General features: G+C 62.8%; 14 protein-coding genes. 13 read left to right on the top strand and 1 reads right to left on the bottom strand.

The features are described 5' to 3' along the window. The first annotated feature begins 19 nt into the window (after positions 1-19). Genes ABNU55_RS02455 through ABNU55_RS02430 form a run of 6 tightly spaced genes read left to right on the top strand, consistent with a single transcriptional unit; the run spans position 20 to position 6,110 of the window. Positions 20-1,387: a trehalose-6-phosphate synthase gene (locus ABNU55_RS02455; protein WP_290753318.1), complete on the top strand. Its 1,368-nt coding sequence runs from the start codon at positions 20-22 to the stop codon at positions 1,385-1,387. After that, entirely contained in the window at positions 1,387-2,115 is a 729-nt protein-coding gene (gene otsB, locus ABNU55_RS02450) for a trehalose-phosphatase (RefSeq protein WP_290753320.1), read from the top strand. The genes ABNU55_RS02455 and otsB overlap by 1 nt, the downstream gene beginning before the upstream one ends. Then, positions 2,112-3,881, top strand: coding sequence for a glycoside hydrolase family 15 protein (locus ABNU55_RS02445; RefSeq protein WP_290753321.1), 1,770 nt, complete (start codon positions 2,112-2,114; stop codon positions 3,879-3,881). Before otsB ends, ABNU55_RS02445 begins: the two co-directional genes overlap by 4 nt. Positions 3,882-3,928: 47 nt before the next feature. Beyond that, positions 3,929-4,348, top strand: coding sequence for a DUF1330 domain-containing protein (locus ABNU55_RS02440; RefSeq protein WP_290753323.1), 420 nt, complete (start codon positions 3,929-3,931; stop codon positions 4,346-4,348). A gap of 41 nt (positions 4,349-4,389) precedes the next feature. Further along, on the top strand, positions 4,390-5,121 hold the full coding sequence (locus ABNU55_RS02435; protein WP_290753325.1) for an HAD family acid phosphatase: 732 nt from the start codon (positions 4,390-4,392) through the stop codon (positions 5,119-5,121). Beyond that, complete coding sequence (locus ABNU55_RS02430; protein ID WP_290753327.1) at positions 5,121-6,110, top strand: glutathione S-transferase family protein; 990 nt, start codon at positions 5,121-5,123, stop codon at positions 6,108-6,110. The genes ABNU55_RS02435 and ABNU55_RS02430 overlap by 1 nt, the downstream gene beginning before the upstream one ends. Here the strand turns inward: ABNU55_RS02430 and ABNU55_RS02425 are convergent. After that, positions 6,107-6,574, bottom strand: coding sequence for a GAF domain-containing protein (locus ABNU55_RS02425; RefSeq protein WP_290753329.1), 468 nt, complete (start codon positions 6,572-6,574; stop codon positions 6,107-6,109). The genes ABNU55_RS02430 and ABNU55_RS02425 overlap by 4 nt on opposite strands. A gap of 146 nt (positions 6,575-6,720) precedes the next feature. Between ABNU55_RS02425 and ABNU55_RS02420 the strand changes: the two genes are divergently transcribed. The 7 genes from ABNU55_RS02420 to ABNU55_RS02390 all read left to right on the top strand — a co-directional run bounded on the left by ABNU55_RS02420 (position 6,721) and on the right by ABNU55_RS02390 (position 13,751). Further along, positions 6,721-7,455: a hypothetical protein gene (locus ABNU55_RS02420; protein WP_290753331.1), complete on the top strand. Its 735-nt coding sequence runs from the start codon at positions 6,721-6,723 to the stop codon at positions 7,453-7,455. Beyond that, a complete protein-coding gene (locus ABNU55_RS02415) occupies positions 7,452-8,660 on the top strand; it encodes a DUF4350 domain-containing protein (RefSeq protein WP_290753333.1) in 1,209 nt (402 codons plus the stop codon). The genes ABNU55_RS02420 and ABNU55_RS02415 overlap by 4 nt, the downstream gene beginning before the upstream one ends. Continuing rightward, positions 8,650-9,606 carry a MoxR family ATPase gene (locus tag ABNU55_RS02410; RefSeq protein WP_290760458.1) on the top strand — a complete coding sequence of 319 codons (957 nt, stop codon included), beginning with the start codon at positions 8,650-8,652 and terminating at the stop codon, positions 9,604-9,606. Before ABNU55_RS02415 ends, ABNU55_RS02410 begins: the two co-directional genes overlap by 11 nt. Next, positions 9,603-10,916, top strand: a complete 1,314-nt coding sequence (locus tag ABNU55_RS02405; protein WP_290747701.1) for a DUF58 domain-containing protein — start codon at positions 9,603-9,605, stop codon at positions 10,914-10,916. The genes ABNU55_RS02410 and ABNU55_RS02405 overlap by 4 nt, the downstream gene beginning before the upstream one ends. Further along, complete coding sequence (locus tag ABNU55_RS02400; protein ID WP_290747702.1) at positions 10,913-11,914, top strand: stage II sporulation protein M; 1,002 nt, start codon at positions 10,913-10,915, stop codon at positions 11,912-11,914. Before ABNU55_RS02405 ends, ABNU55_RS02400 begins: the two co-directional genes overlap by 4 nt. Then, on the top strand, positions 11,914-12,861 hold the full coding sequence (locus tag ABNU55_RS02395) for an RDD family protein (protein ID WP_290747703.1): 948 nt from the start codon (positions 11,914-11,916) through the stop codon (positions 12,859-12,861). Before ABNU55_RS02400 ends, ABNU55_RS02395 begins: the two co-directional genes overlap by 1 nt. 221 nt (positions 12,862-13,082) lie before the next feature. Then, a complete protein-coding gene (locus tag ABNU55_RS02390; RefSeq protein WP_290747704.1) occupies positions 13,083-13,751 on the top strand; it encodes a Crp/Fnr family transcriptional regulator in 669 nt (222 codons plus the stop codon).

The following is a 13,751-nucleotide window of genomic DNA, read 5'->3' as shown; positions in this document are numbered from 1 at the left end:
CGAGAAGGAAGGGTTTTCCATGGGCCGACTGATCGCCATTTCCAACCGGACCGCCGCAGACCCCAGCGCCCGGGCCGGCGGCCTTGCCGTCGCCGTCTGGGAATCGCTGACCTCCACAGGGGGCATGTGGTTCGGCTGGTCGGGCAATATCGTCGAAGAGGTCGGCCCGCCCGACCATATCGAGGATGAGGGCGTCGAATTCGTCGTCACCGACTTCACAGAGGCCGAACATGAGGGCTTCTATCTTCAATATGCCAACCGGGTCATCTGGCCGGTCTTCCACTACCGGGTCGATCTCGCCCATTTCGGCGATACCGATTTCGACGCCTATGCGAGGGTCAACAGGCGGATTGCGGAGATGGTGCTCCCGCATCTCAAAAGCGGCGACAGCGTCTGGGTGCATGACTATCACTTCCTGCTGATGGGCGACTATCTGAGGAAAGGCGGCTGGGACGGGCCGATCGGTTTCTTCCTGCATATCCCTTTCCCCTCGCCGGAAGTCTTCCGGGCCCTGCCCGAACATGAGCAGATCGCCAGGGCGATGTGCGAGTTCGACGTGCTGGGTTTCCAGTCGGAGAATGACCGCTCGAACTTTGTGCAATTTCTCGTTCGCTCATGTGACGCAACCGACGAGGGCGACGGCTGGATCAGTGTCTTTGGCAGACGCATCAGGGCCAATGCCTATCCCATCGGAATCGAGGCAGAGAGTTTCGCCAAAATGTCGATCAGCCAGCGCGCTCAGACGGCCGCGTCGCGCATCGGCAAATTCCTTGGCGGGCGCAAGCTCGTCCTCGGCGTCGACCGGATGGATTACTCAAAGGGCCTGCCGCAGCGATTTGAAGCGGTCGGCAAGATGTTCGACAATTTCCCTTCCACACGTGGACGCGTATCGGTCACCCAGATCGCGCCGCCGTCGCGCTCCAAGGTGGAGGAATATCGTGACCTGCGTACACAGCTCGACGGGCTCGCCGGGCGCATCAATGGCGACTATGGCGACCTCGACTGGATTCCGCTTCGCTATCTTGCCCGCTCCTATGACCGGCGGGAGCTTGCAGGCCTCTACCGCATTGCCGCGGTCTGCCTGGTCACACCGCTCCGGGACGGGATGAACCTCGTTGCGAAGGAATTCGTGATGGCGCAGGACCCTGACGACCCGGGCGTCCTGATCCTGTCGCAGTTTGCAGGCGCCGCCGAGCAGCTTGCCGATACGCTGATCGTCAATCCGCATGACCGCTATCATGTGGCTGAAACCATCTACCGGGCGCTTGAAATGCCTCTGGAAGAACGTCAGGAACGCTGGCAGAAGCTGCGCAAGACCGTCGTCGAGCAGGATATTTCCTGGTGGCGGCAGAAATTCCTCGATGATCTGGACGTCGACACCGCCTGATGCACGCCCCTGCCAACCTGCCCCGACTGACCGACAGGCACGCCCTGTTTCTGGATTTCGACGGAACGCTCGCCCCGATACAGGACGACGCGGACACGGTGCGCCTGCCTGATGGCCTCGCCGATAGTCTGGCCCGTCTTCAGGATTATCTCGGCGGCGCGATCATCATCATCAGCGGGCGCGACATACGCGACCTTTCCTCCCGCGTGCCGGGCTCGCTCTGGCGTGCAGGCGGTCATGGGCTGGAGATCTGCGCGCCGGGCGAAGCGCCAGCCGATGGACAGCTGGAGGCCCCAGCCGGCCTCATGGCTGCGATGGATCAGGCCGTGGAGGGGCTCGAGGGCGTCAGGACCGAACCCAAGGGGCCGGTCGTTGCGGTTCATTACCGCCAGAACCCGGACATCGCCCCTTTGTTGAAGGCCCGGCTCGAGGCCAGTATCGCCGACACGAAGGGCTACAAGCTGCAGGCGGGCAAGATGGTGTTTGAGGCCAAGCCCGGCAGTGCCAATAAGGGCAAGGCGGTCGAAAGCCTGCTCACCCAGGACGCGCTGAAGGACCGTATTCCTGTCATGATCGGTGATGACACGACCGATGAAGACGCCTTCGATGTCGTCAACCGGCTGGGCGGTGTGTCGATAAAGGTGGGCGACGGCGAGACGCGCGCCACCTATCGTCTCTCCAGCCCGCAGGACGTCGCGAGCTGGATCAATGATCAGGGGATTAAATGAGCAATCTCGAACTCGGCATCATCGGCAATGGCACGGTCGCAGGGCTGATCGACGAGCACGGCGAATGTACGTGGCTCTGCCTGCCGCGTTTCGACGGCGAGCCTGTCTTCAACAGTCTGCTCGGCGGGCGCGGCAAGTTCGCGATCACGCTGCAGGGCCACTGCAAGAGCACGCAGCGCTATCAGCGCAATACCGCCGTCATCGAGACAGAGCTGGAAGCCGAGGACGGCTCGGCCATCCGGATTACCGATTACTGCCCGCGCTTCATGGACCGGGGCCGCATGTTCCGGCCCGCCTCCATGGTGCGGCGGATCACACCGCTTCGGGGCATGCCGCGCATCCGCGTGGAGCTGTTCGCCCAGAGCCAGCGCGGCGACTACAACATGGTGACGCGGCGCGGCGTCAATCACATCAAATTCCTCGATGAGAATGCAGGCTTTCGTATCACCACAGACGCGCCGGTCTCCTATGTCATGGATGGGCGAGACTTTGTGCTGGACCGTGAGGCGAGCTTTGTCCTCGGGCCGGATGAGAGCCTCTCGGACCGGGTCGGCGTCGTGGCGCTGGAATGGCTGGAGCGCACAGCCGACCAGTGGATGAGCTGGTCGCGGCGTCTCGCCACCCCGCCGGACTGGCAGGAGGCGGTCATCCGTGCGGCGATTACGCTGAAGCTCTGCGTCTATGAGGAAACCGGCGGCATTGTCGCGGCGCTCACGACATCCATCCCCGAACATGAAGGCTCACAGCGCAACTGGGACTACCGTTTCTGCTGGCTGCGCGACGCCTATTTCACTGTGACGGCGCTGAACCGGCTCTCGGCGGTCGGTACGCTGGAATATTATCTCGCCTATCTGCGCAACACGGTCGCCCATACGCGCGGCGGCCATATCCAGCCGGTCTATGGCATCGCGCTGGAGCATGACCTCACCGAAAGTTTCGCTGGTGCCCTGCCCGGCTATCGCGGCCATGGACCCGTGCGGTTCGGCAATCAGGCCGCCGAGCATATCCAGCACGATGTCTATGGTCATGTGATCCTCGGCGCGAGCCAGGCTTTCTTCGATGACCGCCTGCATGCCAAGGCGGGCGCGCTGGAGTTCGAGCATTTCGAAGGTGTGGGTGAGCGCGCCTATGCAGTCTGGAACACGCCCGATGCCGGGATCTGGGAATTTCGCGGCAAGGCGCACATTCACACATCGTCCGCGATTATGTGCTGGGCAGCCTGTGACCGGCTGGCCCGGATCGCGACCCAGCTCGGCAAGCCGGACCGCGCCGCCTACTGGAACGCCAAGGCCGACGAGATCCGCCAGGGCGTGCTGAAACTCGCCTGGAATGAGGAGCGTCAGGCCTTTACCGGGGCCTTTGGCGAGAACGCGCTCGACGCCTCTGTCCTGCTGATGGCGGAGATCGGCTTTATCGAGGCCAGCGATGAGCGCTTCATCAAGACGGTCGAGCGGATCGATGAGGAGCTGCGCGACGGCTATCACGTCTACCGCTACCGGGTGGAGGATGATTTTGGCCTGCCGCAGACAGCCTTCACGGCCTGCACCTTCTGGCATATCGACGCGCTCGCACGCATCGGCCGGATCGAGGAAGCACGCGCGATGTTCGAGGATGTCCTGGCCCACCGCACAAAGCTCGGGCTCCTGTCGGAGGACATCGACACAGCTTCAGGCGAGCTATGGGGTAACTTCCCCCAGACCTATTCCATGGTCGGCATCATCAACGCAGCCAACCGGCTTAGCCGTGACTGGGATGAGGTTGTCTGAAACGCGCTGATCGGCGACAGTCGCCCCAGAAAAAGGGAGCGAAGAGAATGCCAGCGCTACAACCGAACACAGAGCAGATGACCCGCTTTGCAAAGGATGCGCATGACGGCCCCATCGTCATGATCAACCTTCTGAAATTCAAGGATAAAGCCGAGTACAAGGAAGGCGATCCGGAAGCGAAGGAAGCCCTGACGGGCGAGGAAGCCTATAACCGTTATATTCAGGGTCTGGTCGAACTGAGCAAAGACCCGCAGATCGGTCTGAAGACGATCTATGGCGGCGCAGGCAAGGGCTATCTCATCGGCGGCGGCGAGGAATGGGACCGGGTGCTGGTCGTGCATTACCCCTCCCGCCATCACATGCTGCGCATGATGCGCGATCCGCGCTATCAGAAAGCCCACCGCAACCGCGAGGCAGGCCTTAAATACCAGGAACTGATCGAGACCCACCCGATGGACCAGGCGTAAACCGCCTCATTTCAACACCTCCCCCTCTCAGGACGCCCCCGATGACAATCTCCCCTTTCCTTAAATCCATTTTCGTCGCCGCCGCGCTGGCCGCCTGTACGACCCCGCCGGCCACCACGCCACAGGACAACAGCTTTGCTCTCAGCGAAGGCGTCGACTGGGTCGCCAACAATCCCGAATGGGGCGAGAAGGCCGAAGAGGTCTATGCGCTGGCGACCGACTATGTCGAAGAGGTCGCCAGTGAGCGGCCGGCAAATAGCTGGGCAGTTGTCCTCGACATTGATGAAACCGTTCTCAACAATGTCGACTATCAGATCCGGCGCGAGCGTCTGGGAGAAGGTTATACGCCGGAAAGCTGGAGCAACTGGACTGCGGAGAAGTCGGCCACGCTGGTGCCCGGCGCGAAGGAGTTCATCGAACGCGTCAACGCGCTTGGCGGCCATGTGGCCCTTGTTACCAACCGCGCCGATACCCAGCAGCTCTGGACCGAGGAGAACCTTGCCGCGGTCGGTCTCGAACGCAATGAGGATTTCCGCGTGCTTCTGACCAAGGCCGAGCCAGACGGCGCGTCGGAGAAGGATGCCCGCTATGAGCTGGTGCCCGCCATGCTGGCGGTGCAGGGCTATCCGGATGTCGAGATCGTCGCCTATATCGGCGACAATCGCTATGACCGGCCCATGCCCGTGCGCGAGGAAGACAAGTTCTTCTGCATCGACCAGGGCGGCATGTATGGCACGCCCTGCGCGAAGGACCCGCAGCCGGTGATGAATTGATGACCACGCCATACAAGGTCCACGGCGCGCTCGGCTCGCCCTATTCGATGAAAGTGCGCGCCGCGATGCGCGCCAAGCGCCTGCCCCATGTCTGGGTGCCGATGACCGCTGACATTCGCGGTGATGTGCTCTCAAAGGTAAAGGCGCCGGTCATCCCTGTGATCCAGACGCCGGACGGGCACTGGACCAATGACTCCACGCCTTTCCTGCTGGCGCTTGAGGATGAGGGCCGCGCCCTGCTGCCGCCCGATCCGGTCCAGCGCTTTGCCTGCCTTCTGCTGGAGGACATGGCCGATGAATGGACGATGAAGGCGATGTTCCACTATCGCTGGCACTATGCAGAAGACGCCGAATGGTGCGCCAACTGGCTGATGTATGACAGCCTGCCCCTGGCAGGACGTGAGCAGGTCGAGGAGGCCGCCAGGACGATCCGCGAGCGCCAGATTTCCCGTATGGCGCTGGTCGGCTGCACGCCGGAGACCAAGCCGGTGATCGAAACCTCTTTCAAGCGCGTGACTGGCCACCTTGAAGAAGTGGCGGAAGGCGGCACCCTCTTCCTCTTCGGCAACCGGCCCTCGCTCGCAGACCTTGCCTTCTATGGGCAGGTCAAGGTGATGAGCGTCGATCCGACGCCGATGGCCTTTTTGCGCAAGGACCGGCCTTACTTCTATCGCTGGCTGGACATGGTGGACGATGCGTCCGGCATCGAAGGCGACTGGACAGAGGCGCCCGGCGCACCGGTAAAGGCGCTTCTGGCGGTGGCGGGCGACACCTATCTGCCTTTCCTTGCGGCCAATGAAGAGGCGCTGAACGCGGGTGAGGAAACCTTCAGCCTGGAGCTTGATGGCAAGCCCTATACCCAGGGCGTGTTCAAGTATCAGCTGCGCTGCCTGACGACGCTGCGCGAAGCATGGCGAGACCTGCCGGAAGATGCGCGTGAAACGCTTTCGGCCATGATCGGGCCGAACGCCGATATTCTGAGCGGCTAGGCCGTCAGCAGGATCTCGCAGATCGCTTCCAGCCCGGCCTGATCCACCTCATCGAAGGCATCATGGTCTGTGGAGTCGACATCCAGCACGGCGGCAAGCTTGCCGTCCGCGTCGAAGACAGGAACCACGATCTCCGAATTGGATCGGGAGTCGCACGCGATGTGGCCCGGAAAGGCATGAACGTCGGCGACAAGCTGCGTCTTGCCCTCGGCAGCGCAGGCCCCGCAGACGCCCTTACCGAACGGGATACGCAGACATCCAAGCGTGCCCTGATAGGGTCCGACGACCAGCTCTTCCGGTTTCTGCGGGTCCACGACATAGAAGCCGGTCCAGAAGAAACGCGGGCGGAACGCCTCAGCCAGAAGGCAGGCAGCGGACGCATAGCGCGCCGGGACATAGGTCTCTCCGGCAACCAGGCTTTCGATTTCCTGTTTCAGCTCTGCATAGCGTTCGGCGCGGTCCATTGGCGGTCTCCTTGAGGACAAGACCCCGCATATCGGTGATGCGGACCATAATCTCAATGCCCCATGGACGCCGCGCTGCGGCTCTGAAATAGTCAAATACTTCTGGGGGGCTGGCACATGACGAGACGGCGACAGGAGGCGGTCGATTGAAGTCCATTCTGCTCAGCGCAGCCCTCATCATCGCCTGTCTGGCCGGCGCACCTTCGGGGAACGCGGCCCTCGCGCAGGAGAAGGACTCCGCAAGCAGGACGGACGTCGAAACCCTCGTGGAAGCGCACAGGGCCAATAGCCGTATCCAGACAGAGCGGCCCGATTTCGAGCCCGAGGAAGACGAGGTGCGCGAACCGCGCGACAATTCCTTTATCGAGGCTATCGGCAAATTCTTCGCCCGGCTGTTCCGGGATTTCGGATGGCTGTTCCGCTATCTGATCATTGCGGCCATCGCTGCCGTCATCTGCTATGCCCTCTGGTACATGCTGGGTGGGCTGACCCTGCCAGGCCGCAAGCGGCGGCGGGAGAAGGATGCGGCTGATGTGTCCTATAATGATGACGCCGTCCCGGACCGGGGCCGGGCCGAGGCCCTGCTGGAAGAAGCCGACGCGCTCGCCGCTGACGGGCGTTATGCCGAAGCAGTGCATCTCCTGCTCTTCCGCTCCATCGCCGACCTCAATGCCCGCCGGGAAGGCGGCGTGCCGCAATCGCTGACCGCGCGGGAGATCGAGGCGCTGGGCGACCTGCCGGATCGCGCGCGCAAAGCCCTCTCACCGATCATCCGCCTTGTCGAGAACTCCTTCTTCGGCGGCCGGCCGGTGGACCAGTCAGGCTGGCAGGCCGCACGAAGCTCTTATGAGCAATTTGCCTTCAGGGGGGCGCCTGCATGAGCGAACGCCTCCCACAGACAGCCGCCCCCTTTACCGGGCGCGTGGCCGTCACGCTGATCATTGCCGCACTGCTGTCGCTTGGCGCCGTGCTGGCGCTCATGGGCTGGGCCCCGGAGCTTGCCTCGCGCGACCGGGCGGGCCCCACGCCCTATTCGCCCTCCTCGACGGGCTATTCCGGTCTTGTCGACATGCTGGAGGCGCAGGGACGCGACATCAGCGTTTCACGCCTGCCGCAGACGCTGGAAACGGGCGGGCGGCGGCTGATGATCGTCACGCTCTCTGTTCATGGCCGCAGCGCCGAGCTGAGCGAGATCGGCGAGCCGACCCTCATCGTACTGCCCAAATGGACCTACACCACCAATCCGGCGCGCAAGAACTGGGAGAAGGACGCCGAGCTTGCTTCGGCCGAGCGCGTCATGATCCATCTGCGCGAATTCGACGAGGATGGTGAGATTATCCGGGGCCCCAATCCAGACCGGCTGAACGTCGGCGCGGACCGTTTTCGACCGGATTTCGAAGACCAGATGCAGCTTATAAAAACCGACCGGCTGCGACCTGTGATCGAGGCCGAAGGCGGCGCGCTCCTGGCGAAACACCCCAAGCGGGAAATCTATATCCTCTCCGATCCTGACCTTCTCAATAATTTCGGGCTGGCCCGGCTGGAGAACGCAAAGGCGGGGCTTGGTCTCATCGGGCAAGTGAGCCGGGACGGCACGCAGCCCATCGTCTTCGATGCAACGCTTCACGGCTTCGAGCGCTCGACCAACCTCCTCAAGATATTGCTCGATATCCCGTATCTGGGTGTGACGCTTGTAGCCTTGGCCGCCATGGCACTGATCGGCTGGGCCGCCGCCGTCCGGTTCGGCGCGCCAGAGCGTGAGACCCGCGCGATCAAGGCAGGCAAGCAGGCACTTGCGGACAATTCGGCCGGTCTCATCGCCATGGCCAAGCGCGAGCGGCGAATGGCGCCCGGCTATCTCGCTCTCAGCCGGCGTGCGCTCAGCCGGGAGCTGGGCCTGCCGCGCACCTTGCCGGAAGCGGAGTATCAGGCCCTGCTCGACCGCATGGCCGCTCAGAACGGCATCGAGACAAGTTTTTCAGAGCTTGAGGCAGGTCTTTCCTCGCCCGCAAGCTCCCGCGATGACCTCAGGAACAAGGCCCGCGCCCTCTGGCGCTGGCGCAAGGAGATGACCCATGAGCAATGAGACGGTGCAAGCCCTGGCAGCCCGGATCCGGTCGGAAGTATCCAAAGCCGTGATCGGCCAGTCCGACACGGTGGACCTTATGCTGACGGCGCTGTTTTCGGCTGGCCATATCCTGCTGGAAGGCCCGCCCGGCACAGCAAAGACGCTTCTGACCCAGTGCTTTGCCGCCGCCATCGACCTCGACTTCGGCCGTATCCAGTTTACGCCCGACCTGATGCCGGGCGACGTTCTGGGCACCAACCTCTTCAATTTCCAGACAAATGAGTTCTCGCTGACCAAGGGGCCGATCTTTACCGACATATTGCTGGCCGACGAGATCAACAGGACCCCGCCCAAGACGCAGGCCGCCCTGCTGGAAGCGATGCAGGAGCGCAAGGTCACCATCGATGGCAAGCCGCATTCGCTGAATGACCGCTTCATGGTGATCGCCACCCAGAACCCGATCGAGCAGCAGGGCACTTATCCCCTGCCCGAAGCCCAGCTCGACCGTTTCCTGTTCAAGCACGTCCTCGACTATCCGAGCCGGGAGGAAGAGCTCGCCATCGTGACAGGCCATGGCAACCGGACCGGCATGCGCACAGCTGCCACATTCGGTGTCTCCGCCGTGGTGACGCCCGCAGAGCTGAACGAGGCCGTCGCAAGCGTCGCCAATGTGAAAGTGAAAGAGGATATTGCGGGCTATATCGTCGACGTGGTCCGCGCGACGCGCCAGACCCCCGCACTGGAGACCGGCGCCAGCCCGCGCGCCGCTGCGGCCATCGCGGCGGCCGCCCGCGCCCGTGCCGCGCTGGACGGGCGCGACTTCGTCATTCCCGACGATGTGAAGACGCTCGCACGCCCGGCCCTGCGCCACCGGGTCATCCTGTCACCTGCTGCAGAGATCGAAGGGCGCAGCACTGATGAGACCCTCGCCACTATCATAGACCAGACACCCGCGCCGCGATGATCTCTCCGACCCTGCGTGCTGTTTTCCTGATGCTGGCCGGGCTGCCTGTGCTTGTGGTGATCGCGGTGGCGGCGCCTGAGCTCTGGACGCTCTCGGCTGGATGGATCGCAGGTGTGCTGGGGCTGATGCTGGCCGATACGGCGTTGGTCGCGCGCGCGGCCGATCTCGACATAGAGGTCGATGCGCCGCCGCTTCTCTATATTTCCGGCAGTGACCCGGTGAGCGTGACCTACAGGTTCCGGCGGGGCCCTGTGCCCGGCCAGGTCGAAACCGAGCTTGAGACCAATGACCTGATCGAGCCGCCCCCGCGCAAATGGCTGAAGGGGTTTCGGGACAGAACCCATGTGGCCGACTACGTCCTCACCCCGCTTCGCCGTGGCACCGGGCGGCTGGAGCGGGTCTGGGCACGCTGGAAAGGTCCGCTCGGTCTCGTCACCATCCGCAGGACGTTCACGCCGCAAAAGGAGATGGCCATCACGCCCAATACACGCTGGGTAAAGGATGAGGCGGTGCGGCTTTATCAGCGCGACGCCGATTTCGGCATCAAGATGCAGATTGACCGGGGCGACGGATCCGAATTCGATGCCCTGCGCGAATTCACCGCTGGCATGGACCGGCGCGCCATCGACTGGAAGCATTCAGCCCGTCACAATACGCTGCTGGCAAAGGAATTCCGGACCGAGCGCAACCACAATATCGTCTTTGCCTTCGATACGGGACGGTTGATGAGCGAACCGCTGCGCGGGGTGCCCAAGATCGACCGCGCCATCAATTCGGCGCTTCTTCTGGCCTATGTTTCGCTGCGCTCAGGCGACCGGGCCGGTATATTCGGCTTCGACGCCCGGCCAAGTGTCACCTCAAACCTGCTGACGGGGACAGGCGCCTTTCCGCATGTGCAGAAGCTTGCCGCAGAACTCGACTATTCGGCGGAGGACGCCAATTACACGCTGGCCCTGACCTCACTTGCCGGGCGGCTGGAGCGGCGCTCTCTCATCATCCTGTTTACCGATTTCGTCGACACGATCTCAGCCGAACTAATGCTGGAGAATGTCCGCCGCCTTACCGACAAGCACATCGTCGTCTTCGCCACATTCGAGGACGAGGCGCTGTCTTCCATGATCAACGCCGAACCGGCCGAGCCGGAAGATGTCAGCCGCGCCGTCATTGCCGATACGCTGCTGCAGGAGCGCGAGGTGGTCTTCCGCAAGCTGCAGCGCATGGGCGTCCAGATCATAGAGACGACACCGGAGAAATTCGGCGCCGAGCTGGTCTCGCGCTATCTCGACATCAAGCGGAGGGAGCTCATTTGAACGACCGCGTGATGAAATCCTATCGCTTCCGTGAGGAGCGCGAGGCCGACTGGCGGGCTCTGGACCAGATCGTGACCCGCGCCGAGCGCCGGGGGGTCAAGCGCCTGTCCGATGAAGACATGCTGGCCCTTCCCCGGCTCTATCGCCAGGCGGTGTCCTCGCTATCCATGGCCCGGTCCATTTCACTGGACCAGAACCTCCTGGCCTATCTGGAGACGCTGTGTGCGAGGGCCTATTTCTTCGTCTATGGCACGCGCGCCAGCATGGGCGAGCGGATCGCACAATTCTTTCGCCGCGACTGGCCGGAGGCGGTCTCACGCGCGGCCCTGCCGACGCTGCTTTCGGCCATCTGCCTGATCGGCGGCGCGGTGCTCGCCTTTTTCCTGACCCTGCAGGACCCGGAATGGTTCTGGACGTTCAATGCCGGCGGCGACAGCCGCAATCCGGACGCGAGCTACGCCTATCTGCGCTCCACCCTCTATACCGAGGACACAAATATCGCTGACATGCTGGGCGCCTTTGCCGCCCAGCTCTTTTCCCATAACAGCACGATCGCCGTGATGGCCTTCGCGCTCGGCTTCTGCCTCGGCATTCCGACGGCGGTCCTGCTGGTTTATAATGGCGTCAGCATCGGCAGCTTCTTTGCGGTTTTCTGGGCCAAGGGGCTCGGCGCAGAGATGACCGGCTGGCTGTTCATCCATGGGGTGACGGAGCTTTTCGCGATTATCCTTGCGGGCGCGGCGGGCTTCATGATCGGCGGCGCGGTGGCCTTTCCGGGCCGCAGGACGCGGATGCAGTCCCTTCGCGAGACCGGCAATCATGCAGCCCTCGTCATCATGGGCGCGGTACTCATGCTGTTCGTCGCCGCCCTGATCGAGGGCTTTGGGCGCCAGCTCATCAATAGCGATACGACCCGCTATGTCATCGCCCTGTCCAGCCTCGCCTTCTGGCTGGTCTATTTCTACTGGCCGCGCCGCCAGAAGCCAGGAGCCGGCTGATGGCGCGGCGGCTGAAACCTTCCGAGAATGAGGCTGTGCAGGCCCGGCGCGAGGCACTGCGACGGCGGGAGATGCGCCTCAAGGAACAGGCGCGTCAGGCAAAGCGTATCCGCCCGCTGGTGACGCCGGAGGGCGCCGCGCTGAACCTTCGCATTGCCAGTGCGTCCGAGCGCGCGGGCGCCTTCCTGCTGGATTTCTCGCTGCAGATCATGGCGATGATCATATTCAGCTGGCTGCTCGCCGTCGCTTTTTCCGAAATGGGCTTTCGCGGCTGGCAGGTTGCAGGCTCTATCGCCGCCGTCGTCATCTTCCTGCTGCGGGTGTTCTATTTCGTCTTCTTCGAGATCGGCCGCAAGGCCGCAACGCCGGGCAAGCGGGCACTCGGCCTGCGTGTCGCGGCACGCGATGGCGGGCGCCTGACGGCCAATGCCGTACTGGCCCGAAACTTCATGCGCGAGCTTGAAGTCTTCCTGCCGCTGACGCTGCTGGTGATGGGCGCCGAGGACGATATCAGCAACTGGATCCGGCTGCTGGCGCTGGTCTGGGCCGGCATCTTCGTTTTCTTCCCCCTGTTCAATTCAGAGAAGCTGCGCGTCGGCGACCTGATCGCCGGTACCATGGTCATTCATGCGCCGCGCGTGAAGCTGAAGCGGGACATCACCTCTGTCGATCCGCTGCCCGCGGCCGAAAAACATGCCTTTACGACCGCAGAACTCGACGCCTATGGCATCCATGAACTCCATGTCCTGGAAGACGTGTTGCGCCAGTCGACGCCGGACATCAAGACAAGGGTCGCTGACCGGATCCGCGCCAAGATCGGACGCGACAAAGCTGAAGGCGAGGACGATCTTGCCTTCCTCGAAGCCTATTACGCCGCCCTGCGCGCGCGCCTGGAGCAGCGTATGCTGTTTGGCGAGCGCAAGGCCGACAAGTTCGATACGAGATAAACCGATTGTTCGGGCCTCCGGCTTTTTAGCCGGCCTCGGAACACCTGAAGTTCCGCCGCGTTCGAGCCCGTAGAGCTCGAAAAACTATTGGCGCACGAGCGCCCCACAACCGCAGGAGAAGACCCATCAAGTCCCAGAATGAGGATATATGTGCAGGCGCAGAGTCCTGCATTGCCGCCAAATTGCAAAAGCTCGCGCCGCTGAATGACAGGCAGGTCGCAATGCTGGCATCCTTGGAAAAGGAGCAGGAAGAGGTCAGTGAAGGCGACTTCCTGGCGAAAGAAAACACAAGGCTGGATGAGCTTTTCATCCTGAAAAAAGGCTGGGTGATCGCGACACGCGAAGAAGCAAGCGGGCGCGCTCACATACCCACCGTCTACCATCCCGGCGATGTGATCGGGCTAAGCGATGTGGCTTTTACCCACACCCCAAACACGATCGTCGCCGCCACACAGCTGACCATCTGCCGGTTTCCGCGCGAGAAGCTGACCGACGTGTTGCGCCAGTCGCCGCGCGTGAGCGGGCTTTTCCTTGCGCTCAGCATGATCGACCAGGCGCTGATGAATGACCGCCTGATCGTCAGCCGGCGCACGGACGGGTATCTTCGGCTCGTCCTGTTCCTGCTGCAGACCATGTCGCGCCTGCGCCTGATGGAGCCACGCCTTCATGACCAGTTCTACTGCCCGCTCACGCAGGAGCAGATCGGCGCGGCCACGGGCCTGTCGGGCGTTCATGTCAGCCGGTCTATCAAGAAGCTGCTTGAGCTGAACCTTATCGAGCGGCACAAGCGTTTCTTCCGTTTTGCCGATGAGCCGGGGCTGAACAGTCTTGTTGGCTATGTGGATCGCTATGAGTCTCTCGACCTCAGCTGGCTGCCCGAAGGCGACTGA

This window comes from uncultured Henriciella sp. (genome assembly GCF_964005855.1).
In the GTDB taxonomy this organism is placed as follows: Bacteria; Pseudomonadota; Alphaproteobacteria; order Caulobacterales; family Hyphomonadaceae; genus Henriciella.
The sequence above is the reverse complement of the archived record's forward strand: the minus strand, read 5'-3'. Positions and strand labels throughout refer to the sequence as shown.

Excerpts from the sequence above, each read along its gene's own strand:
- ABNU55_RS02415 (WP_290753333.1), top strand. The coding sequence starts at position 7,452 with ATGAGCGAACGCCTCCCACAGACAGCCGCCCCCTTTACCGGGCGCGTG.
- ABNU55_RS02445 (WP_290753321.1), top strand. The coding sequence starts at position 2,112 with ATGAGCAATCTCGAACTCGGCATCATCGGCAATGGCACGGTCGCAGGG.
- ABNU55_RS02455 (WP_290753318.1), top strand. The coding sequence starts at position 20 with ATGGGCCGACTGATCGCCATTTCCAACCGGACCGCCGCAGACCCCAGC.
- ABNU55_RS02435 (WP_290753325.1), top strand. The coding sequence starts at position 4,390 with ATGACAATCTCCCCTTTCCTTAAATCCATTTTCGTCGCCGCCGCGCTG.
- ABNU55_RS02395 (WP_290747703.1), top strand. The coding sequence starts at position 11,914 with ATGGCGCGGCGGCTGAAACCTTCCGAGAATGAGGCTGTGCAGGCCCGG.
- ABNU55_RS02440 (WP_290753323.1), top strand. The coding sequence starts at position 3,929 with ATGCCAGCGCTACAACCGAACACAGAGCAGATGACCCGCTTTGCAAAG.
- ABNU55_RS02430 (WP_290753327.1), top strand. The coding sequence starts at position 5,121 with ATGACCACGCCATACAAGGTCCACGGCGCGCTCGGCTCGCCCTATTCG.
- ABNU55_RS02405 (WP_290747701.1), top strand. The coding sequence starts at position 9,603 with ATGATCTCTCCGACCCTGCGTGCTGTTTTCCTGATGCTGGCCGGGCTG.
- ABNU55_RS02410 (WP_290760458.1), top strand. The coding sequence starts at position 8,650 with ATGAGCAATGAGACGGTGCAAGCCCTGGCAGCCCGGATCCGGTCGGAA.
- ABNU55_RS02390 (WP_290747704.1), top strand. The coding sequence starts at position 13,083 with ATGCTGGCATCCTTGGAAAAGGAGCAGGAAGAGGTCAGTGAAGGCGAC.
- otsB (WP_290753320.1), top strand. The coding sequence starts at position 1,387 with ATGCACGCCCCTGCCAACCTGCCCCGACTGACCGACAGGCACGCCCTG.
- ABNU55_RS02425 (WP_290753329.1), bottom strand. The coding sequence starts at position 6,574 with ATGGACCGCGCCGAACGCTATGCAGAGCTGAAACAGGAAATCGAAAGC.